Source organism: Stenotrophomonas sp. (genome assembly GCF_059505245.1).
The window spans coordinates 16,018-38,731 of sequence record NZ_JCACKF010000042.1 but is presented as its reverse complement, the minus strand read 5'-3'; the positions used below and the strand labels follow the sequence as shown (position 1 = coordinate 38,731).

General features: G+C 66.5%; 18 protein-coding genes. 14 read left to right on the top strand and 4 right to left on the bottom strand.

The window, feature by feature from the left end; all coding sequences use genetic code 11:
• Positions 1-2 precede the first annotated feature (2 nt).
• The 6 genes from AC5JLE_RS15910 to AC5JLE_RS15885 all read left to right on the top strand — a co-directional run bounded on the left by AC5JLE_RS15910 (position 3) and on the right by AC5JLE_RS15885 (position 10,421).
• Positions 3-734, top strand: a complete 732-nt coding sequence (locus AC5JLE_RS15910) for a DUF3011 domain-containing protein (protein ID WP_014647653.1) — start codon at positions 3-5, stop codon at positions 732-734.
• Positions 735-781: 47 nt separating this feature from the next.
• Complete coding sequence (gene mtnA, locus AC5JLE_RS15905) at positions 782-1,846, top strand: S-methyl-5-thioribose-1-phosphate isomerase (RefSeq protein ID WP_014647652.1); 1,065 nt, start codon at positions 782-784, stop codon at positions 1,844-1,846.
• A gap of 297 nt (positions 1,847-2,143) precedes the next feature.
• Positions 2,144-4,870: a DNA gyrase subunit A gene (gene gyrA / locus AC5JLE_RS15900; RefSeq protein ID WP_164166442.1), complete on the top strand. Its 2,727-nt coding sequence runs from the start codon at positions 2,144-2,146 to the stop codon at positions 4,868-4,870.
• A gap of 131 nt (positions 4,871-5,001) precedes the next feature.
• Positions 5,002-7,530, top strand: a complete 2,529-nt coding sequence (locus AC5JLE_RS15895) for a membrane-bound PQQ-dependent dehydrogenase, glucose/quinate/shikimate family (protein WP_164166440.1) — start codon at positions 5,002-5,004, stop codon at positions 7,528-7,530.
• Between the two features lie 123 nt (positions 7,531-7,653).
• On the top strand, positions 7,654-8,742 hold the full coding sequence (locus tag AC5JLE_RS15890) for a lysozyme inhibitor LprI family protein (protein ID WP_164166438.1): 1,089 nt from the start codon (positions 7,654-7,656) through the stop codon (positions 8,740-8,742).
• Between the two features lie 47 nt (positions 8,743-8,789).
• A complete protein-coding gene (locus AC5JLE_RS15885; RefSeq protein WP_496065462.1) occupies positions 8,790-10,421 on the top strand; it encodes a peptidoglycan-binding protein in 1,632 nt (543 codons plus the stop codon).
• Positions 10,422-10,472: 51 nt separating this feature from the next.
• Here AC5JLE_RS15885 and AC5JLE_RS15880 read toward each other — a convergent pair whose 3' ends face one another.
• Positions 10,473-11,462, bottom strand: a complete 990-nt coding sequence (locus AC5JLE_RS15880) for a zinc-dependent alcohol dehydrogenase family protein (protein ID WP_134966558.1) — start codon at positions 11,460-11,462, stop codon at positions 10,473-10,475.
• A gap of 119 nt (positions 11,463-11,581) precedes the next feature.
• On the opposite strand from AC5JLE_RS15880, the gene AC5JLE_RS15875 reads away from it, so the two are divergent.
• From AC5JLE_RS15875 to AC5JLE_RS15865, 3 genes are all read left to right on the top strand, one after another.
• Complete coding sequence (locus tag AC5JLE_RS15875) at positions 11,582-12,487, top strand: LysR family transcriptional regulator (RefSeq protein WP_496065461.1); 906 nt, start codon at positions 11,582-11,584, stop codon at positions 12,485-12,487.
• Between the two features lie 62 nt (positions 12,488-12,549).
• On the top strand, positions 12,550-12,978 hold the full coding sequence (locus tag AC5JLE_RS15870) for a DUF4952 domain-containing protein (RefSeq protein ID WP_496065460.1): 429 nt from the start codon (positions 12,550-12,552) through the stop codon (positions 12,976-12,978).
• Between the two features lie 131 nt (positions 12,979-13,109).
• Positions 13,110-14,540 (top strand): serine hydrolase domain-containing protein, encoded by a 1,431-nt coding sequence (locus AC5JLE_RS15865; RefSeq protein WP_496065459.1) that lies wholly within the window; start codon positions 13,110-13,112, stop codon positions 14,538-14,540.
• 16 nt (positions 14,541-14,556) lie between these two features.
• Here the strand turns inward: AC5JLE_RS15865 and AC5JLE_RS15860 are convergent, their stop codons facing one another.
• Together AC5JLE_RS15860 and AC5JLE_RS15855 are read right to left on the bottom strand one after the other, a co-directional pair.
• Complete coding sequence (locus AC5JLE_RS15860; protein WP_014647643.1) at positions 14,557-14,949, bottom strand: DUF3037 domain-containing protein; 393 nt, start codon at positions 14,947-14,949, stop codon at positions 14,557-14,559.
• Entirely contained in the window at positions 14,927-15,703 is a 777-nt protein-coding gene (locus AC5JLE_RS15855) for a HipA family kinase (protein WP_046431494.1), read from the bottom strand. Before AC5JLE_RS15855 ends, AC5JLE_RS15860 begins: the two co-directional genes overlap by 23 nt.
• A 467-nt stretch (positions 15,704-16,170) precedes the next feature.
• Between AC5JLE_RS15855 and AC5JLE_RS15850 the strand changes: the two genes are divergently transcribed.
• The 3 genes from AC5JLE_RS15850 to AC5JLE_RS15840 all read left to right on the top strand — a co-directional run bounded on the left by AC5JLE_RS15850 (position 16,171) and on the right by AC5JLE_RS15840 (position 19,650).
• Positions 16,171-16,500 (top strand): hypothetical protein, encoded by a 330-nt coding sequence (locus AC5JLE_RS15850; protein ID WP_014647641.1) that lies wholly within the window; start codon positions 16,171-16,173, stop codon positions 16,498-16,500.
• A 168-nt stretch (positions 16,501-16,668) separates the two neighbouring features.
• Positions 16,669-19,131 carry a S9 family peptidase gene (locus AC5JLE_RS15845; protein ID WP_496065458.1) on the top strand — a complete coding sequence of 821 codons (2,463 nt, stop codon included), beginning with the start codon at positions 16,669-16,671 and terminating at the stop codon, positions 19,129-19,131.
• Positions 19,132-19,329: 198 nt separating this feature from the next.
• A complete protein-coding gene (locus AC5JLE_RS15840; protein ID WP_032962012.1) occupies positions 19,330-19,650 on the top strand; it encodes a hypothetical protein in 321 nt (106 codons plus the stop codon).
• A 13-nt stretch (positions 19,651-19,663) separates the two neighbouring features.
• Here AC5JLE_RS15840 and AC5JLE_RS15835 read toward each other — a convergent pair whose 3' ends face one another.
• Positions 19,664-20,647 carry a hypothetical protein gene (locus AC5JLE_RS15835; RefSeq protein ID WP_496065457.1) on the bottom strand — a complete coding sequence of 328 codons (984 nt, stop codon included), beginning with the start codon at positions 20,645-20,647 and terminating at the stop codon, positions 19,664-19,666.
• A 138-nt stretch (positions 20,648-20,785) separates the two neighbouring features.
• On the opposite strand from AC5JLE_RS15835, the gene AC5JLE_RS15830 reads away from it, so the two are divergent.
• Entirely contained in the window at positions 20,786-21,751 is a 966-nt protein-coding gene (locus AC5JLE_RS15830; RefSeq protein ID WP_100450303.1) for a DUF2268 domain-containing putative Zn-dependent protease, read from the top strand.
• A 49-nt stretch (positions 21,752-21,800) separates the two neighbouring features.
• On the top strand, positions 21,801-22,583 hold the full coding sequence (locus tag AC5JLE_RS15825) for an SGNH/GDSL hydrolase family protein (protein ID WP_014647636.1): 783 nt from the start codon (positions 21,801-21,803) through the stop codon (positions 22,581-22,583).
• The last annotated feature ends 131 nt before the right edge of the window (positions 22,584-22,714 follow it).

Genomic DNA, 22,714 nt, shown 5'->3' with positions numbered 1-22,714 from the left:
CTTTGGTCAAGTGGTTCGCGGTTGTCGCTGCACCGGTGTACTCCATTGCGCTCTGGGGTGCCTGGCTGCCGTCGCCGGCGTCGGCCCAGCAGGTGGGCTACGACGATGAAGTGGTGACCTGCGAATCACGCGACATGGGTTGGGTGCACTGCGATATCGAGGTTGCCAATGGCGTCGACCTGGTGCGCCAACTGTCCAGCAACAGCTGCATCCGCGGCAGCGAGTGGGGTACTGACCGCAGTGGTGTGTGGGTCACCCTGGGCTGCCGTGCCGAGTTCCGCGCCCGGCGCGCAGCGGGCGCGGCGCCGCCGGCTGACAGCTCGGGCAAGCGCCTGGTGCGCCGTGTGGTGCGCTGCGAGTCCAATGGCCGTCCGCAGAGTTGCCCGGTACGACTCGATGGCGCGCCGGTGCGCCTGCTGCGCCAGTTGTCGGTGTTGCCGTGCCGCGAAGGGCAGGGCTGGGGCTACAAGCGCAATGAAGTCTGGACCAGCCGTGGCTGCCAGGGTGACTTCGAAGTGGCCGATGACGATGGCCGCTTCGTCGACATGCCGCGCCGCCTGACCTGCGAATCGAAGTCGAAGAAGCGGCGCTTCTGCGGTGCCAGCATCTCGGTTGGCGCCGTGGTCTCCGAGCAGCTGTCCAGCACGCCCTGCGAGGAAGGCAGTACCTGGGGCTGGAGCCGCAACGGGATCTGGGTGGACGGCGGCTGCCGCGCCGAATTCTCGGTGAATTGAGCCCGGGCAGGCTCCAACCCTGCGGGGCGTGGCCCTACAATGGGCCCATGAACACTGCCTCTGACATCGACTACGCCCGTTACGACCACATCCGCCCGATCCTGTGGACCGGCGATGCCCTGCAACTGCTGGACCAGCGCAAGCTGCCGTTCGTGGTCGAGCACGTGGTCTGCCATGACAGCGACGAGGTTGCCAGCGCGATCCACGCATTGACCGTGCGTGGCGCGCCGGCGATCGGCATTGCCGCTGCCTGGGGTGTCGTGCTGGCTGCACGCGAGGTGCAGGCCGCCGATGGTGCGCACGCCCTGCAGCAGCTGGAACCGGCCCTGCAGCGCCTCAATGCATCGCGCCCGACTGCGGTCAACCTGGCCTGGGCGCTGGCGCGCATGCGCCGTTGCCTGAACGCCGCCGGCGCCGACTGGAAGGCGTTGCTGGAATCGGAAGCGCAGGCCATCGCCGAGGAAGACCTGGCCGCCAACCGCCACATGGGTGCACTGGGCGCGGGCCTGATCGAGGCTGGCAGCGGCGTGCTGACCCACTGCAATACCGGCTCGCTGGCCACTGCGGGGTTCGGTACCGCGCTGGGCGTGATCCGCGCCGGCATGGCCCAGCACCGCATCGCCCGCGTGTTCGCCGGCGAAACCCGGCCGTGGCTGCAGGGGGCACGCCTGACCGTGTGGGAACTGCAGCAGGACGGCATCGATGCCACCCTGATCGCCGATTCGGCTGCCTCGCACCTGATGAAGACCGGCGCCGTGCAATGGGTGATCGTGGGCGCGGACCGCATCTGCGCCAATGGCGATACCGCCAACAAGATCGGCACCTACCAGCTGGCCATCGCCGCCCGCCACCACGGCGTCAAGTTCATGGTGGTCGCACCGTCCTCGACCGTGGACATGGAGACCGTGGACGGCAGCCAGATCGAGATCGAGCAGCGCGACCCGGGTGAGCTGTACGGCGTGGGGGGTACCCGTACCGTCGCCGAGGGCATTGCTGCCTGGAACCCGGTGTTCGACGTCACCCCGGGCGAGCTGATCGACGCCATCGTGACCGAGCGCGGGGTCATCCTGAACCCGACCGCCGGGAACATGCGCACCGCCTTCGGCGGCTGAGGCGGGCAGGAAGGTCCCGGGGTCGGATCCCTTTTCGCAGGAAAGGGCTCTGACCCCAGGCAGGCCTCATCCACGCACGGCGCGGATCTACTGATTTCGCGCAGCCGAGCATGGGCTCGGCTCTACAGGGGCGGTATGGGGCCCTAAGTTCCTGATTTGTGCCGGTAAAATCCCCGTAAAGGGAGGCGGAAAACGGCCTGTTGTGGTAGTATCCACAGGTTGAATCGAGGTTCCGGCGCGACCCCCTCCCGCAGAGGGCTGCGCCGGACTGGACCGCTACCAGACAACGGAACCCGAATGGCAGAAACCGCCAAGGAAATCATCCAGGTCAACCTGGAAGACGAGATGCGCAAGAGCTACCTCGATTACGCCATGAGCGTGATCGTGGGCCGCGCGCTGCCGGATGCGCGCGACGGCCTCAAGCCGGTGCATCGCCGCGTGCTGTACGCGATGAACGAACTCAACGCGCACAGCAACAAGCCCTACTTCAAGTCGGCGCGTATCGTCGGTGACGTCATCGGTAAGTACCACCCGCATGGCGATCAGTCGGTGTACGACACGCTGGTGCGCTTGGCACAGCCGTTCTCGCTGCGCTACATGCTGGTCGACGGCCAGGGTAACTTCGGTTCGATCGACGGCGACTCCGCTGCAGCAATGCGATACACCGAGGCGCGCATGTCGCGCCTGGCGCATGAGCTGATGGCGGACATCGACAAGGAAACCGTCGATTTCCAGCCCAACTACGATGAGAAGGAACTGGAGCCGACGGTCATGCCGACCCGGTTCCCGAACCTGCTGGTCAATGGTTCGGCTGGCATCGCGGTGGGCATGGCGACCAACATTCCGCCGCACAACCTGAGCGAATCGATCAACGCCTGCATCGCGCTGATCGACAACCCGGACATCGATGTCGACGGCCTGATGGAATACATCCCGGGCCCGGATTTCCCGACTGCCGGCATCATCAACGGCACTGCCGGCATCGTCGCCGGCTACCGCACCGGCCGTGGCCGCGTGCGCATCCGTGCCAAGGCCGATATCGAAGTGGCCGACAACGGCCGCGAATCGATCATCGTCACTGAAATTCCTTACCAGGTGAACAAGGCGCGTCTGATCGAGAAGATCGCCGAGCTGGTCAAGGAAAAGAAGATCGAAGGCATCAGCGAGCTGCGCGATGAGTCCGACAAGGACGGCATGCGCATCTACATCGAGATCAAGCGCGGTGAATCTGCCGAGGTTGTGCTGAACAACCTGTACCAGCAGACGCAGATGGAATCGGTGTTCGGCATCAACATGGTGGCGCTGGTCGATGGCCGCCCGCAGTTGATGAACCTCAAGCAGATGCTGGAGGCGTTCGTCCGCCACCGTCGCGAAGTGGTCACCCGCCGCACCGTGTTCGAGCTGCGCAAGGCGCGCGCCCGTGCCCACGTGCTGGAAGGCCTGACCGTTGCGTTGGCCAACATCGACGAGATGATCGAACTGATCAAGACCTCGCCGAACCCGAACGAAGCCCGCGAGCGCATGCTGGCCCGCGTGTGGGAGCCGGGCCTGGTCGGTGCGATGCTGGGTGCGGCCGGTGCCGAGGCCTCCCGTCCGGAAGACCTGCCCAAGGGCGTGGGCCTGATCGAGGGCGGCTACCAGCTGACCGAGATCCAGGCCACCCAGATCCTGGAAATGCGGCTGCACCGCCTGACCGGGCTGGAGCAGGACCGCCTGACCGACGAGTACAAGCAGCTGCTGGAAGTGATCGCCGGGCTGATCCACATCCTGGAAGATCCCGACCGCCTGCTGCAGGTGATCCGCGAGGAGCTGGTCAACGTCAAGGCCGAATTCGGCGACGAACGTCGTACCGAAATCCGCCACAGCGAAGAGGACCTGGACATCCTCGACCTGATCGCGCCGGAAGACGTGGTGGTTACCGTGTCGCATGCCGGTTACGTGAAGCGGCAGCCGGTGAGCGTGTACCGCGCACAGCGCCGTGGTGGCCGTGGCCGCAGCGCGGCGGCGACCAAGGAAGAGGATTTCATCGAACAGCTGTGGCTGGTCAACACGCACGACACGCTGCTGACCTTCACCAGTTCGGGCAAGGTGTTCTGGCTGCCGGTCTACCAGCTGCCCGAAGCCGGTTCCAACGCCCGCGGCCGTCCGATCATCAACTGGATCCCGCTGGAGCCGGGCGAACGCGTGCAGGCCGTGCTGCCGGTGCGCGAGTACGCCGATGGCCAGTTCGTGTTCTTCGCCACGAAGAACGGTACGGTCAAGAAGACCCCGCTGAGCGAGTTCGCCTTCCGCCTGGCCCGCGGCAAGATCGCGATCAACCTGGACGAGGGCGATGCGCTGGTCGGCGTCGGCTTGACCGACGGCCAGCGCGACATCCTGCTGTTCGCCTCCAACGGCAAGACCGTGCGCTTCGGTGAGGACAAGGTCCGCTCGATGGGCCGTACTGCCACCGGCGTGCGCGGCATCAAGATGCCGGCCGGCGAGGAAGTGGTCAGCCTGATCGTGGCCGAAAGTGCCGGTGGCAGCGAGGACGAGAACGAGGACGACAACGGTGTCGAGGAAGCTGTCGCCAATGGCGACGCGGTGATCGACGGCGCCGATGACAGCAGCGTGCAGTACATCCTTACCGCCACCGAGAACGGCTACGGCAAGCGCACCCCGCTGCCGGACTACCCGCGCAAGGGCCGTGGTACGCAGGGCGTGATCGGCATCCAGACCACCGAGCGCAACGGCAAGCTGGTCGCCGCAGTGCTGATGGGCTCCAGCGACGAAGTCCTGCTGATCTCCGATGGTGGCACCCTGGTGCGTACGCGTGGCTCGGAAATCAGCCGCGTCGGCCGCAACACCCAGGGCGTGACCCTGATCCGCCTGTCCAAGGACGAGAAGCTGCAGGCGGTGGAGCGCATGGATGCCTCGATCGACGAGGACGAGGATGAGGTGGCAGTGCCTGCCTCTGCCCCGGCCGCGACCACGACCGATGGCGCCCCGGCGGCTTCCAGCAGCGAGGACGCCGCACAGGAGTGATCCTGCCGCAAGGTTGAGTTACGCGACGACGCCGGCCCTGTGCCGGCGTCGTCGTATCCGGATGCCGCACATACGCACGCGCTTCACGTCGGCGGTGGGATAACGGCGCATGCTGCCCCCGGAGATCGACGATGTCCGCCACGCCGCCGTCCGCTCCTGCTCCCGTCCGCGCCTCCCGGCATCCTCTCGTTACCGTGCTGTCGCTGCTGCTGGTCCTGCTCGGCCTGGTCATCGGCGGGCTCGGCGCATGGCTGCTCAGCCTGGGCGGCTCGGCGTACTACGCCATCGCCGGGGCCGGCCTGCTGGCCAGTGGCCTCCTGTTGTTCGGCAATCGCCGCAGCGGCGCGCTGCTGTATGCGCTGGTGTTCGCCGGTACGCTGTTGTGGACCTGGTGGGAGTCGGGCAGCGACTACTGGCGCTGGGTACCGCGGCTCGGCCTGGTGACCGCGCTTGGCATCGTGCTGGCGCTGCTGGCGCCCACCCTCCACCAACCGGTTTCCAGGCGCCTGTCGCGCAGCGTGGCCGGCGTGCTGATGCTGGTGTTCGTCGCTGCCTTCGGATTGGCGTTCGCGCCGCACGGCGAAGTGGACGGGCACCAGCCGTTCCCGGAAGGCGCGGCCAGCGTCGGGCTGGAACCGACCCGCGACACCACCGGCCTGCAGCCGGCCGACCAGCCTGCCGAAGGGGACTGGCCGGCGTGGGGGCGCAGCAATGCCGCCACCCGCTATTCGCCGCTGCAGCAGATCACCCCGGCCAACGTGGCCACGCTGCAGCTGGCCTGGCAGTTCCGCACCGGCGATATGCCGAAGAAGCGCTGGGGTGCGGAAACCACGCCACTGAAGATCGGCGACCGTCTGTACCTGTGCACCGCCCGCAACCGCCTGATCGCACTGGATGCGGCCAGCGGCAAGGAAGTGTGGCGGTTCGATCCGAAGGTAAAGGACGCTTCGATTCCATACACCGCCGCCTGCCGTGGCGTGAGTTATTACGAGCAGCCGGCCACGCCGATCCTCGCCGATGCCGCATTGGCCGATGCCGCTGCTGATCTGGCGTTGCCGGAACCGCCGCCCACTGCCACCCGCAGCGCTGCACCGGGCAGTCGTCCGGCATGCTGGGCGCGCATCATCGAGGGCACGCTGGACGGGCGCATCATCGCGGTGGATGCCGACAGTGGCCGCCCCTGCGCGAATTTCGGCAACAACGGCCAGGTCGACATCACCCTGGGCATGGGCGAGGTGCCACCGGGCTATGTGTCGATCACCTCGCCACCGGCCATCGTGCGCGGGGTGATCGTCACCGGCCACCAGGTGCTGGATGGTCAGCGCCGCGACGCGCCGTCGGGCGTGATCCAGGCCTACGATGCGATCACCGGCAAGCTGCGCTGGGCGTGGGACATGGACCAGCCCGAACGCAGCGGCCTGCCGCCGCATGAGCAGACCTACACGCGCGGCACGCCGAACATGTGGACCACCGCGACCGGTGATGAGGCGCTGGGGCTGGTCTATCTGCCGCTGGGCAATTCCGCTGGCGACTACTGGAGTGGCTCACGCACGGAAAACCAGAACCGCTATGCGACGTCGCTGGTGGCGATCGATGTGGCCACCGGCAAGCCGGCCTGGCATTTCCAGGCGGTGCGCAAGGATGTGTGGGACTACGACCTGGGTTCGCAGGCCAGCCTGATCGATTACCCGACGGCGGCTGGCAAGGTGCCGGCGCTCCTGCTGCCGACCAAGCAGGGTGATCTCTACATCCTTGACCGCCGCAACGGCCAGCTGCTGACCGCCGCCGAAGAGCGCAGGGTGCCGGTCGGCGGTGTCGAACCGGAACAACGCTCACCCACGCAGCTGTTCTCGCTGTATCACACGCTGCGCCGGCAGCATGACCTGACCGAGCGCGACATGTGGGGCATCACCCCGGTCGACCAGCTGATCTGCCGCATCCAGTTCCGCAAGGCGTACTACGAAGGCTTCTACACCCCGCCGAGCAGTGATCGCCATTCCATCGAATATCCCGGCTACAACGGCGGTTCGGATTGGGGAAGTGTGTCCATCGATACACGCCGCGGCGTGATCGTGGCCAACTACAACGACATGCCCAACTACAACCGGCTGGTGCCACGCGCCGAGGCCGACAGGCTGGGCTGGCTGCCACGCGAGAAGGTCCGGTTCGACAAGGGCGGCGCCGAAGGCGCGGGCGACCCACAGGTGGGCACGCCCTACGCCATCCAGGTAAACGCCGGTTGGCGCCTGCCGTTCACTGGTCTGCTGTGCAAGCAGCCACCCTATGGCGGCATCCGGGCCATCGACCTGCGCACCGGCAAGCTGCTGTGGGACCGTCCGTTCGGCAGTGCGCGCGGCAACGGACCATTCGGCATCCGTTCCGGCCTGCCCATCGAGATCGGCACGCCGAACAATGGCGGTTCGGTAGTCACCGCCAGCGGCCTGATCTTCATCGCCGCCGCCACCGACGACCTGCTGCGCGCCATCGACCTGAAGACCGGCAAGGAGCTGTGGCATGCCAAGCTGCCCGCGGGTGGCCAGGCCAATCCGATGGTGTACGCGCAGGGCGGGCGCCAGTACGTGGTGATCATGGCTGGCGGCCACCATTTCATGGAAACCCCGAACGGCGATTACGTGATGGCCTACGCGCTGCCGAAATAGCGCTGCCGGCCTGAATGCGACCTGCGGGCTGTGACCGCTGTCGCTGAAGTTGCGCTGGCGACCGGGCAGCATCCATCATCGGAACAGGACGGGGCCGGCCAACGCCCCCAGGGAAGGAAACGCATGCTGACCTCCGAACGCCTGCCGGGGCGTGCCACCCGGCTGCTGGCAGGACTGCTTCTGCTTGGCCCTTGCCTGTGGGCAAGCGCGCAGGCGTCGCCCCAGCCCGCCGCACGCAAGGTGCCCAGCGGTGCCGAACTGATCGCAGGCGATGCGCGCTCTCTGAGCCCCGCCCATGCGCCTTGCATGGCGGCCGCAGGCACCGCGCTGGACGCCCGTCGCCGTTGTGCCGACGCTGAACTCAAGGTGCACGACGATGCACTCAATGCCGCCTACAGCGCGGCGCGCTCCACACTGACCGCCAGTGATCAGCAGGTGCTGCGCGATCTGCAGCGGCAATGGCTGCACCAGCGCGACAGCCGGTGCCCGGAAGGCAGCACGGCCGTTGCCCAGCTGGATTCACAGCAGTGCCGCACGCACATGACCCTGCTGCGTGCCCGCCAGTTGCAGGGCGGCGGTGCGGCGGCGCTGGTGGCGGAAGCCAAGGCGGCCCCGGCGCCGGCGCAGGCCGCTGTGCATGCCGCCGATGCCGCGCCCGACAAGCAGGGCAGGATCGTCCTGCGGCCCGGCGAGGGCAGGCTCACACCGGCACTGCAGGTGGTCTTCCAGGTGACCGATTGCAGCGGCACCGACAACGTGACGACCTGCCAGGTGCGGAGCATGGGCGTGACCCGTGGTGGGCGCAACGTGGTGGTCACGGACGTGCAGCCGCGCCTGACCCGCGCCGGCACCGGTGCCCAGGGTGCGACCGCCGTGCTGCTGACCGTTTCGGATTTCAATGGTGATGGCGTGCCGGACCTGCAGGTGTGGCAGGACAACAGCGGTGTCTACAACGTTCCGGTGCATGCGTTCTACCTGTTCGATGCCAAGCGCAACCGCTATGTGCGTGCCAAGGCGTTGGAAGCGGCCATCGGTGGGCGCGACATCGACCATATCGACAATGGGCGGTTCGTGCTTCGCGCGAAGGTCAGCCCGTGCGAGCGCGAGGACAAGGTCATCCAGCTGCGCGGAACCGGCACGCGCACGCTGCTGCAGCGCCGCTATGACACCTGCAGGGGCGAGGCCCCGACCGAACCGGACCTGCTGAAGTAGGTCTTCCCCCGACGAATGGATGCGTTCCGGAACTGGAGAGCTGAAGGATGAGCGAAGGCTATGGAAAAGGTGGGTCGGGCTTCGGCCTGACCCGGGACCAGTCGGTCGAGATGATCGTGCGTACCTGCATCGACAACGGCATTACCGACCATCGGCAGATTGCCTATGTGCTGGCCACGGCGCAGCACGAATCGCGTGATTTCGCCGCGCCCGAGGAAGACTGGGGCAGGAAGCAGGCGGTGGATCTGCGCTACTTCGGCGGCGAGGAGTATTTCGGCCGGGGCTTTGCCCACCTTACCCACGTCAACAACTACGAGCGGCTGGGCGAGGCGCTGGGGATGGGCCGCGAGCTGGTCGAGCATCCGGAACGGGCTGCCCAGGCAGACATCGCCACCAAGGTGCTGGTGGTGGGGATGCGCGACGGCCTGTTCGGTGCGCGGCTGTCCGACAACGTCAACGCCAACCATGCCGACTACCGGCAGGCGCGGGCCTCGGTCAATGGCGGTGAGCTGAACAACGGCAGTCCCTATCCAGACGCCATCGCCACACGGGCCACTGAATGGGAATCCCAGGTTGCCGGCCTGGTCCAGCGTGTGCAGCAACCAGGCTTCCAGATGCCGGTGCCGACCCCCCAGGCGCCCGGCGGGGCGATGGACCTGCACCGGGGTGACGCCAACCAGCACGTGCTGGAAGCGCAGCAGTACCTGCAGCGCTTGGACGTCCGCAACAACGCCAATGCCGCGATCAAGCCCGACGGTGATTTCGGCGCCTCCACCGAGCAGGCCGTGCGCCGCTTCCAGACCGAGCGGGGTATCAGCCCGGCCAATGGCCGCATCGACGCTGCGCTGCTGGAACGCATGCGCAGCGACACGCTGGCGGTCGATCCGGACTTCAGGCGCCGGACGGTGACTGACCTGACCGGGCCGCTGGCCGACGGCAACCTGGACCCCGGTGAGAAGGGCGAGCCGGTGTTCGAAATGCGCCGGCAGCTGGAGGCGTTGGGGTACCTGACCGAACCGAACCCACGTGCCGAGCGCGATGCGCGCACGTTTGATGCCGGCATGCAGGCGGCCATGCGCAACTTCCAGCAGGACTATGGCCTGCCGCTGCGCCCCGGCGGCGTCATCGGCGCGGATGCGCGCCGGCAGTTGAACGATGCCGCCGTCGCTCGCGAGCATGCGCCGACCACCGAGTTCGACCGCGCGGAGAACTGGCCGCCGCAGCGTCCGCCCTATACGCGGGCGGAGTTCCAGCCGGAGCAGGTGCGGGCGCGGCAGCAGGCATCGGCGAATGCACCGGTCGCTGGTCCGGCCGCGCCGGAGCCCGCACCGCAGCCCAATGGCATGGAATCGCTGTCGCCCAGGGACGCCGCGCTGTTCGAGCGCATCCGCCAGGGGGTACCTGGCACCATCGGCGACGAGCACGTCATGCAGGCAGTGCTGGAGTCCAAGCGCAACGGCATCGATGATGCCGCGCGCGTCGACCGGGTGATGATGGCCGGAGATCGCCTGTGGGTTGCCGGGTTGATTCCCGGTGAGCGCGCCAGTGTGGATACGGCACAACCCGCGCGCTCGATGGAGGAAACGGTGAATGATCTGGCCGGTGACAACCGGCAGCGCGAGCACCAGCTCACCCTCGAAAGCCGCCAGCATGAGAACCGCGGGCCTTCAATGGCCTGAGCCTGCGGCAGCGACGTGCCCGCAGTGGGTCCGTCGCTGCCGGCAGGGTGTTTACAGCGTCACCACCACTTTGCCGATCTGTTCGTTCGATTCCAGGTAGCGGTGGGCGTCCTGGATCTGTGCGAAGGGGAACACCTTCGCGATCTTCGGCGCCAGCGTGCCCTTGTCCAGGCCATCGACGATGAACGCCTTGGCACGTGCCAGCGCGGCATCGTCGGAGACGATTTCCGAGTACAGGTAGCCCTTCAGCGTCAGCGACTTGCCCAGCACGTTGAACAACGGGAACGGGGTGGGTTCGCTGCTCAGCGCGCCGTATTCCAGCAGGATGCCGCCACGGGCCATTGCCTCGGTCAGCGGCACGAACTGCGGGCCACCGATCGGGTCGAACACCACGCGGGCGCCGGCACCGCCGGTGATGCGCGCCACCTCGGCTGCCAGGTCCTGCTCCTGGGTGGCGATGACATGGGCGGCACCGGCATCGAGCAAGGCCTGGCGCTTGCCCGGGCCACGGGTCACCGCAATCGGCGTGGCACCCACTGCATTGGCGATCTGGATCGCGGCCAGGCCGACGCTGCTGCTGGCAGCGGTGATGATGACGGAATCCCCGGCGGCCAGCTGCGCCTGCTCCAACAGTGCGCCCCAGGCGGTGACGTACTGCATCCACACTGCAGCCGCCGTTTCGAAGCCCAGCGCCTGCGGGTGCTTGACCACCAGTCGTGCCGGCACGTTGGCCAGCTCGCCGTAGGTGCCCCAGCGGGCGATGTCCAGCGGCGGCACCACGCTCACCGCATCGCCAGCAGCGAATCCGCTCACCGCACTGCCGACCGCCTCGACCATGCCGGCCGCTTCATAGCCCAGCCGGCTGGGGAACTGCGCCTCCTGCAGATAGGCGCCGTTGCGGAACATCACCTCGGCACGGTTCAGGCCGATGGCCTTGACCCGGATCTGGACCTCGTCGGCGGCGGGGGCGGGAACATCGATGTCGTCGATGCGCAGCACATCGGCGCTGCCATATTCGTGGATGCGGACAACCTGGCTCATGGGGGGCTCCTGGGCAAGGCCGGCGCTGGGGCCGGCGGAAAGGTGGAGGCTACTGTGCGCGTGGCCTGCCTCCAGGATAAGGGGTAATCTGGCGTTTCATTGAAAACCAATTGTTTGCAATGGACCTGATCGCTCCCCTGCGGACCTTCGTCAAAGTGGCCGAGGTCGGCTCCTTCGCCGCTGCCGCCGACGCGCTGGGCCTGTCGCCGCAGCTGGTCGGCAAACACGTGCAGTCGCTGGAACAACACCTGGGCGTGCGCCTGCTCAACCGCACCACGCGCAAGCAGAGCCTGACCGACTTCGGCCAGGCCTATCTGGCCCGTGCGCGGGTGATCCTGGAGGAGGTGGAAGGCGCCGAGCAGCTGGCCGAAGTGGCGCGCGGGCGGCCGATGGGGCGCCTGCGCGTCAGCGCACCGGTCACCTTCGGCGTGCATGCACTGGGACCGGCGGTGGTGGCCTACCTGCAGCAGTACCCGGACGTGCAGGTTGATCTGAACCTGTCCAACAGCCTGGTGGACATCGTCGAGGACGGCTTTGATCTTGTGTTCCGCACCGGTGATCTGGCCGACAGTGGGCTGGTGGCGCGACGGCTGGGGCCGTATCCGCTGGTGCTGTGTGCATCGCCAGGCTATCTGGCTTCGCGCCCGGCCATCACCCATCCCAATGACCTGAGCCGGCACGAGTGCCTGGGCTTCGCGCATTCGATCATCCGCACGCGCTGGAGTTTCCGCGATGCCGATGGCAGCGTGCTGACCGTGCCGGTGTCCAGCCGCTTCATGGTCAACCAGGCCGAGCCGCTGCTGACCGCGGCAGTCGGAGGGCTGGGGTTGATCCTGCAGCCCCATGAAATGCTTGCCGCCGCGCTGGCGCGTGGTGAACTGGTGGAAGTGCTGCCGGACTACGTGCCGGTATCGACGTGGATCAACCTGGTGTACCCGCGCGACCGCCAGCTGACGCCCAAGCTGCGCAGTTTCCTGGACTTCTGCGTGGCACGCTTCAGCGAGCAGACGATGGCACGGCGATAGCACGGCATCGGTTGGCATTCCTGTGACTGCCTGCGAAGGATCGCCCTGAGACGATTGGCCGGTTGCCGCTGCGTAGCGCGCGCTTGCTGCTGGGGCTGGCGGCATTGCTGTTCGCCGCCAACGTGATTGCGCAGCAGACGCCTGCGCAGGCGCTGGCCGCGTGGGAAGCGCAGGGGCGTGCGGATGGCCTGGCGCGACCGGATATCGAATGCCAGGATTTCCTGCAGGCGATGGGCCGGAAGCCTGCGGGACTGGAATACAGCGGCTGCAGCCAGGACGACGCGTCCTGCATCAAACCCATGCAGGCCCACTACCGCGTTCCAGGTACCCAGGCAGTGAAGGTGGAAGCCTATCTGCGCGAGACCCTTTGGCATGCCTGCATTGCGCTACGCCTGTTGCGGCTGGAGCAATGGCGCGCCGTACTACTGGCGCGACGGCCCGGATGCGGTGAGGTACCAGATCGGCATGGGCGTGGAATCGCTGCCGCATGAGCGGGGCGATTGGCATCGCATCGAGGCGTTCATCGTCACGGCTGAGGTGCTGCGGCAGGGTCCCTGGCGTGGATGCAGCGGGCGGTTCCATGATCTAGGATGCGCCCAGGGATACCCGCAAAGGAACTGCCATGAAGGCTGTTGGATGCCTGCTGCTCTGCAAAGTACTGGCCTGTTCGGTGCTGATGACGCTTTGGGCTGTTCCGGCAGTGGGCGCCCCCTCCAGCGTGCGTGCACATCCGCGTGCGCAGGACGCCATCGGTGACTGGCTTGCGGCCTTCAATGCGGGCAGCCTCGAGGGGTTGCAGGCATTCGCCGATAGATACGCGAAGAAGCAAGGCAGCGGTCCCAAGGACTATCTCGAGTTCCGCGAAAGCACAGGCCCCTTGCGCGTACTCGAATCAACCGAGAGTGCACCCGGCCAAGCGAAGCTGCTGGTGATGGGCCAGATGAACGAACGCGCGATGTGGGTGACCGCCGTCATGGACCCGGCCAATCCGTCGCACCTGATGCAGTTCCAGATCGAGGGCACTGAAACGCCGGACAAGCACAAGCCGGCACGGGTTGCATTGCCTGCCCTGATGGCCGACGTCACAGCAAGGCTGGAGGCGCTGCGGGCACAGGACGCGCTGTCGGGCGCGTTGCAGGTGGCACAGAATGGGAAGGTGCTGCTGGACTGGCGCGGTGGTGATGCCGATCGCAGCACTGGAATTGCAGTGGGCGTGGAGACGCAGTTCCGCCTTGCGTCCTCCAACAAGATGTTCACCGCCGTGGCCATCCTGCAGCTGGTGCAGGATGGCAGGCTCAGTCTCGATGACACGATCGGCAAGCACTTGCCGGACTTTCCGAACAAGGCTGTCGCCAGCAGCGTGACCGTGCGCGAGTTGCTGTCACATACCAGTGGCCTGGGGGACTTCTTTGGCGATGATTTCGAACAGTATTCCGCGTCCCTGAAGACGCTGGATGACTACGTGCAGCGCTTCGCCAGGGATGCGCCGCAGTTCACGCCCGGCAGCCAGGACAGCTACTCCAACTATGGCTTCATCGTATTGGGACGCATCATCGAGGCGATATCGGGGCAGTCGTACTACGCATATCTGGAGGAGCACATCCTGCACCCGGCGGGCATGACCGGCACCGGCTTCGAGCCGGAAACAGCGAGCGTTCCAAAGCGTGCCGTCGCTTACACGAAGCACGATGGGCAATGGGTCCGTGAAACGAAGTCGCTGCCCTGGCGCGGCATGTCGGCCGGTGGTGGCTACAGCACAGTGGCCGATATGGTGAAATTCGCCGAGGCACTGCAAGGCGGGAAGCTGGTTTCACCTGCATTGCTGCAGCAGGCCACCACGGCGCAGAACCACAAGGGCTGGTATGGCTTTGGTTTCGTGGTTCAGGGCGAGGGCAGGGAGCATCAGTACGGCCACGAAGGCGGTGCGCCCGGATCGAACAGTGCCATCGTGGTGCTGCCGGCGCAGGGCTACGTGATCGTTGGCCTGGCCAATGTCGATCCGGATGCGATCGGTAATGTGGTCAACTACATCGCGCGAAGGTTGCCACTGTGAACGCGGCAGGTGCCGTTCATTCCGGTACCCGCACCATCTTCGTCATCAAGTGTTCCACCACACCCGCCGGGTCCGCAGTGCGGCCGACATGCGTGCTCGACATCTGCACAACCGAGCTGCGCTTGGCGGTGAGGAAATGAAAGCGGGCGCGCGCGGGCAGCTTTGCGATGGGTCCGGCGCTGGCGTCGCCACGGCAGATGGCCACGATTGCATCCAGCCATGGCTGCAGCGCGTCCTGGTCCAGCGCCGGCGCGAAGGCACGCAGGCGCTCAGGATCGATTTCGATGGCCGCCTCCAGATGGCGCGCGCCCGGGCAGGAGACGATCACCCCGACGTTGATGAATTCCTCGCGTTCCACCCGCGGCACGACGCGGATGACCGCATAGTCATACGTGTGCAGCGTGGGCACGGATGGCCTCCTGCACGAACACTGCACGCACTTTCAGGCGGTGCTTGAGATAGTCGATGTAGCCCTGGCGATAGGCCTGTGGGCTGTCGAACGCCGGTTCGTCCACCAGCCAGCTGTCCGGCACCAGGCCAACGATGCGCTCGATTTCGGCATCGGTCAGGCACGCAGCCAGTTCTGCGTCCACCTCGGCAATGCGGCTGGCGAACGACAGCAGCACGTGGTCGCGGATCAGCACGAACGGCTTCTCGCAGGCATCGCCGGCGCTGGCCCAGTCGTGGTGGAAGTACATGGCCGCACCGTGGTCGATCAGGTACAGCTTGCGATGCCATACCATCAGGTTGGGGTTGCGGGTGGTGCGATCGACGTTGCTGGTGAATGCATCGAACCAGACGATGCGCGAGGCCAGCTCGGCATCCACAGGCATCGCGGCCGGGTCGTAATTGATCGCACCGGGCAGATAGTCCAGGCCCAGGTTCAGGCCCTCGCTGGCGCGGATCAGCTCCTGGATTTCCGGGTCGGGCTCGGTGCGGGCGAACTCGCGGTCCAGCTCGACGAACAGGATTTCCGGAATCGGCAGGCCCAGCGTGCGTGCCATCTCGCCGGCGATCAGCTCGGCGATCAACGCCTTCGGGCCTTGGCCGGCTCCACGGAATTTCAGCACGGCCATGCCGTCGTCGTCGGTCTCGACCACGGCGGGCAGGGAGCCGCCTTCCCGTAACGGGGTGATGTAGCGGAGGGCATGTACGGTGCGCATGGACGCATTCTAGCGTCCTGCCAAGGCAGGCGTGCCGCAGCAGAGCGGGGCGCCAGCTTAATGAACGGGTACCGCGCGAACCGCTTGTTGCAGGTCGCCTGCAATCTTCACTTGTTCCTTCCGCGTGGAGTGGCAGCATTCGTTCCAACGGAGCAACGCACCCGCGTGTGACCTTCAACAGGAGGCGCTCATGCCACTACAGTGCAGCTGTCACGCTTCACCGTGTATGCAACGCAACGCGTGGTGTTGATCTTGACCTGACACGGTCACGCCATCGGCGCAGATGGCCATCCGCCGCAGTTCCAGCCAAGTTCCAGACACCTTTCACCCATCGCACCCCCGCGTTGCCCGGTCGGGCCTGCGATCCAGCTACTTGCGCCCCGAGAGAGATTCCTGCGTTGCCGTCGACGCTGGCAGCGTGGGACCGCCGAACCCACGCTATCCCCACAGGCTTTGGAGGTGCACCGATGAACGACGAATTCAATGCCATGCTGCCCCCACTGGACGATGCCAAGGCCGAGGAAATGATCGGCAAGGTCGTGCTGGTGGGTGTCACCCGCTATGGTGGCGACGGCCAAGTGCAGGGTCTGGAGCAGTACGCGGGCACCGTGCTGCGCATCAGCGCCGACGAAGGCGTGGTGCTGGCCGACGAAGACGATGGCCATGAGCGCTACCTGCCGCCCATGCTCGACCAGTACCAGCGGGCCGAGCCAGGCGAATACCGCATGCGGAACAGTGGCATGATCGTGGTCGACCCCGATTACCTGACCGCCTGGGACCTGCACGCCCAGCAGTGACGACAGACCACGCCTGGCAGATGCCGGTCCATCGCCGGCCTCTCCGGGCGTGTCCCACTTTGCCCCATCCGGCCTCTAGCCCTTCCGGCCCATTCACCCCATCCCCCGCGGTGCTAGATTCGGGTCCATGCCCGATTCCGGGTACCCATTCACACCCAGGGGATAAGGATGCTGATCCGTCGAACCTCTCTGGCGGCGGCTGTTGCCGTTGCCACCGTCGGCCTGTTGGCCGCTGGCCCGGCCTTGGCCGACTACGCCAAGCCGCCGGAACACCTGCTCAAGGTGCTGAAGGCACCGCCACCGCCGGCGCCGAACGTGGCCCCGGGCGGCCAGCGCCTGCTGCTGACCACCGCGCAGACCTACCCCTCGATCAGCCGCGTGGCCCAGCCCTACCTGAAGCTGGCCGGCGTGCGGCTGGAGCCGAAGAACCGCAGCCGCCATGACACCCCGGGTGGCTACGGCATTCCGGCCTGCGTGGCCGACTTCACCCTGGTCGACATCGGCAGTGGCAAGGAGACCAAGGTCAACCTGCCGCAGGGCTGCGCCACCGGCGCGCTGTGGTCGGCCGATGGCAGCCACTTCGCCTTCCAGAATGCGGTCGATACCAGCGTGCAGCTGTGGGTGGGCGATGCGTCCACCGGCCAGGTGAAGCAGGTGCCGAACGTGCAGTTGAACCCCATCTTCGGCAACACCGTGCAGTGGCTGGGCGGCAGCCAGAACCTGCTGGTGAAGCTGGTCCCGGCCAACCAGGGCCCGGCGCCGTCCGACGGTGGCGTGCCGACCGGCCCGGATGCGCAGGAGTCGCTGGGCAGCAGTGGCGAGAGCAGCACCTATGAGGCCCGCGACACGCTGACCAGCGTGCACGACGAAAAGCTGTTCGCTTACTACGGTGCCTCGCAGTTGGCCGTGGTAGATACCGCCGCAGGCAGCGTGCGCCCGGTCGGGCAGCCGGCACTGTTCAACGAAGTCAGCGCCGCGCCCGATGGCGTGCACGTGCTGACTGAATCGATCAAGGCACCGTATTCGCACGCGGTGACCTACCAGCGTTTCGCCAACGACGTGGCCGTGCTGGATATCAGCAGTGGCCGCAGCACGCCGATCGCCAGCCTGCCGCTGGCCGACCGCGTGCCGGTGCACGGCGTGCCGGAAGGCCCGCGCGGTTTCGACTGGCGCGCCACCGATCCGGCTACCCTGGTCTACGCCGAAGCGCTGGACAAGGGCGACTGGAAGGTCAACGTGCCGCATCGCGATCGCGTACTGATGCTGAAGGCGCCGTTCAACGGCAAGCCGACCGAAATCACCCGCACCGCGCAGCGCTTCGAAGGCTTCGCGTGGACCGCCGATCCGGCCGTGGCCTTCCAGTACGAGAACGACGAGAATCGTCACTGGATGCAGACCCGCATCGTCGATGTGGACCAGCCGAAGAAGGAAGGCCGCCTGCTGTGGGACATGTCCAGCGATGAGCTGTACGGCAACCCCGGCAACCTGGTCTTCACCCGCCTGCCGAATGGCGCGCAGGTGGTGCGCCGTGAGGGCAACCATGTGTTCCTCAGCGGCCGTGGTGCCTCGCCGCAGGGCGACCGTCCGTTCCTCGACCGCCTCGACCTGGGCACGTTGAAGAGCGAGCGCCTGTTCCGCAGCAGTGCAGACGCCTACGAACAGTTCCTCGGTTTCAGCAACATGCCGGGCCGCTACCTGACCTGGCATCAGTCGGTGATCGATCCGCCGAATGCCTTCGTCCGCCAGCAGGGTGAGGCGGTGGCTGATGCGAAGGCCGGCGAGGCGCAGTTCGCGTCCACCGCGACCGCACTGACCAAGCTGGTCGACCCGACACCGGAAGTGCGCCAGATCAAGAAGCAGCTGGTGACCTACAAGCGCGCCGACGGCGTGGACCTGTCGTTCACCCTGTACACGCCGCCGGGCTACAAGGAAGGCCAGCGCGTGCCGGCGATCCTGTACGCCTATCCGGCCGACTTCGCCAACGCCGCGCAGGCGGGGCAGGTGTCCGGTTCGCAGCAGACCTTCACCCGCCTGCAGCCGTACCGCCTGATGCTGCTGGCCGGCTACGCGATCATCGACAACGCCTCGTTCCCGATCGTGGGCGATCCGAAGAACGCCTACGACACCTACCTGGAGCAGCTGGAAGCCGACGCCAAGGCGGCGGTGGACAAGGCCGTGGACATGGGCGTGGTTGACCGCAACCGCATCGGCGTGACCGGCCACAGCCACGGCGGCCTGATGACCGCCAACCTGATCGCGCACACCAAGCTGTTCAAGGCCGGTGTGGCGACCAGCGGTTCGTACAACAAGACCTTTACCCCGTTCGGCTTCCAGAACGAGCGTCGCTCGGTGTGGCAGGCGCAGGACGTGTACCTGAAGGCCTCGCCGTTCTTCTATGCCGACAAGATCAAGCTGCCGCTGCTGCTGGTCCACGGCGAGGACGACGCCAACCCGGGCACCGAGCCGTTCCAGTCGCGCAAGCTGTACCAGGCGATCCGCGGCAACGGCGGCACCACCCGGCTGGTGATGCTGCCGAACGAGCCCCACTGGTACACCGCGCTGGAATCGAACGAACAGTTGGTGGCGGAAATGCTGAACTGGTTCGATACCTACGTGAAGAACGCCAAGTGAAGGAACAGGAAGGCCGCCTCAGAGCGGCCTTCCTGCATTCTGTAGAGCCGAACCCATGCTCGGCTGCCACTGGCCTGTAAGCGGATTGAGGTGCTCTGAAATCAACTGTGGAGACTCGGTAACGACGTGTTACCGGCACATTCGCACGCCACGCAAATGATCTAGGCTGAACCTGATAGCTCGTTTCAGGTCACTGCGATGAAAGCCATTCTTCTTGCTGCAACGTTGTCGTTGGCCCTGGTTTCAACGGCCCATGCCCAGTCGTTTCCTGCTGAGCTGACGCAATTGGGCATCGTCGCCGGCATGCCCTATGCCAAGGCCAAGCGCCTGCTGGATGCGGCAGGTTGGCAGGCGAGTCCGGCACAGGGCGCCCCCGAGTCACTTGAGGGCTTTCCGGAAGTCGGATGCCAGAAGGGCGGAACGCAGTGCGCGACAACCTTCGAGAAGGGCGGGCAGCAGATCGCGGTGCAGCTGGGCACTACCTTGGCAGGGCAGCCGTTCGTGCAGGGCGCTGATTGAGCGCCTGCCACTCTCACGCCAGCGGTAGGCGATCCTGGGCGCGTGACAGCCGGTCATGCAGGTCACGCACATGCTCGGCCTTGGCATGCACCCGGGTGGTATCACCGAAGCTGCGCAGGTAGGCGCAGGCGGCGAAGCCGGCACTCTTCTTTTCGTAATCGGCAATCCAGGCCAACCGGTCCGGGTTGTTGGCCTGTTCGGCTGACCACGCAGCCACCGGTGGCCTGATGCGATAACGCAGGCCGACGCGCCACGGCTTCGGTGTCAGTCGGGCACGGAAGCAATGCTGCAGCCGGCACATGCGCGCGTACAGGGTGTCGGTGCCCAGTGCCTTGAAGAATGACTGGAGCTGCTCGTCCTCGGGTGAGAACGTGGCATGCATCGCCAGCACGCGCAGCCCCGCCGGGGTGCGGTAGACGCGCAGATGCCAATCGGGATGCTGCTCGCTGAAGGCGTCCACGCGCTTCAGCGCAAGCCCTTCAGCACCGCCGGCAGCGGCCAGGCGCTGCTTCCGCCGCATCAGCAGTGCCGCGTTGACCAGCAGCACTGCCACCACGCCCAGTACCAGGCCCACCAGCCAATGCCAGAGCACGGTGCCGATGACGGCGCCGGCAAGCAGCACGAGCGCAGCGACGATGGCCGGTATCACGCATCCAGCCGGTGGCTGCGCATGGTCGATGTCGGCGAACAGCACGTCGGGGCTGTTGAGGCACAGCGCGCCATAGCTGTTGCGGGTGATGATGACATCGCCATCGCGCTGTACGATCTGCTCGCGGATCGGCACGCCCTCCACACCGTAGTTGCTGCGCACTTCACGACGCGGCAGCACCTGCCCGGCGATGATGGCGTTGAGGGCTTCATGGGCACGTGCGTCGGCGTGGGCCTGGGCTTGGGCAGGCCCCTCGTCGGACCAGCCGAAGCGGCGCACGACCATCGGCCGGCCACGGAAACGGGCCTGCAGGCGGGCTTCGGCCCAGTACGCGGGAACGATCATCATCGTGCGGTGCTCCATCATCCATGGCAGGTGCCTGAGTGAGTCTGGCACAGCCCCGAAGGGCCTGCATGTGCCCGCTGCGGTGGCCGGGGCGGAGTGGTAGATTGCGCGCTTCGCATGCACTCCACCAAGGACGGAGCGATGTCCAGTTTCCTGCGTTGCCTGCTTGCCCTGGCCTGTGCCGGGGCGGTCGGCGTGGCGTCGGCGGGAACCCCGCCGGGGCCGCAGATCCTCACCACCGATGCCAGCCGCTTCTACGCGCTCTACGACAGCACCGGCGGCAAGCCCAGCATCGCCCAGCTGGCCGGTTACCTGGCCGAAGGCAGTCCGGGCCTGGGTGAACTGGCGAAGGCGCGCCGGGTCACGCCCGAGCGTATGGCCGAGGCCATTGCCAGCCAGCCCGGGGTGTATGCGCAGGGACGCGGTTGCCTTGCAGAGCTGCCGGCGGTGAAGCAGCGCCTGGTGCAGGTGTTCGGCAACCTGCAGGCGATCTATCCGCAGGCCGCGTTTCCGCCTGTGACCATCGCGGTCGGCCGCGGCCGACCGGTCGGGTTGACCTCCAAGAGCGGGGTGATCATCGGCCTGGAAGCGCTGTGCGCAGCCGATTTCATGAATCCCAATGTGCAGGACCGCTTCGTGCACGTGATCGCGCACGAGTACGTGCACATCCAGCAGACCGGCCTGACCGACGTCGAGCCAGGCGACCCGCATGCGACGGTGCTGCGTGTTTCACTGGGCGAAGGCATCGCCGAGTTCATCGGCGAGCTGATTTCCGGCAATGTCGGCAACGGTCGCCACGCGGCCTGGACCCGTGGCCGGGAAGTACATATCGAAAGCGCCTTCGCACTGGATGTGGACAGCACCGATCTGTCGCCGTGGCTGTACAACTACAAGCCCGGTTCGCAGGAACCCTATGATCTGGGCTACTGGGTGGGCTATCGCATCGCCAAGGCCTATTACCTGCAGGCCAAGGACAAGCGTGACGCGGTGCGTGCGCTGATCCAGCAGGACAACCCGAAGGCGATCCTGGCCGCCAGTGGCTGGACGCCAGGCATGTGGATGCCGGCCAAGGTGACCGGCGTGGCGGCGCGGTCGGCGGCACGCTGAGCGCGGGGCCGCGCGCTAGACTGGCGCAGACATTCAACGGAGAGACCCCATGCGTTCCTTGTCCGCTGGCCTGGCCGCGGTTGCCCTCGGTAGCGCGATGAGCGCCCATGGGATGGCGGCCGACGTGCCCGCCGTCAACCCGTTGTTGGTGGAACCTGTCGAGCGACTGCGCCCGGACGAGGTGCGCTTCATGCAGCAGCGCCTGGCCGATTGGCCGGAACTGCAGCGTTACCGCGATGCCAACGCGCGACTGCCTGCCGCCGTACCGGGGCAACCACGCGTGGTGCTCTTCGGTGACTCGATCACCGAAGGCTGGGGCAGGGAGGGCAGCGCGACGTTCTTTCCCGGCAAGGGTTGGCTCAATCGCGGGATCAGCGGCCAGACCACGGCGCAGATGCTGGTGCGTTTCCCGCAGGACGTGCTGGCACTCAAGCCGCGGGTGGTGGTGATCCTGGCTGGCACCAACGACATCGCCGGCAACACCGGCCCGTCCACGCAGGCGATGATCGAAGACAACCTGCACGCGATGGTGGACCTGGCTCGTGCACATGGCATTGCCGTGGTGCTGGCATCGGTGCTGCCGGTCAGCGATTACCCGTGGTTGCCGGGCACGGCACCTGCGCCCAAGGTGCGCGCATTGAACGCGGCATTGAAGCGCTATGCCGATGCGAAGCAGCTGGTCTATCTGGACTACTACACGCCGATGGCCAATGCCGCCGGAGGGCTGGATCCGCAGCTGGCCGACGACGGCGTGCATCCCACGGCGAAGGGCTATGCGGTGATGGCGCCGTTGGCCGAGGCGGCGGTCAAGCGCGCAATGGCGCTGGAGTAGGCACAGTACCCGCACTGCACAGGATCCAGCCCGCCAAGGTACAGTGGCGCCGAAGCTGGCCACGCCGCGTGGCCGCCAGGGACGATGGGGTGGGTGATGCGGAAGGGAATCCAGGGATGGCTTTGCCGCAG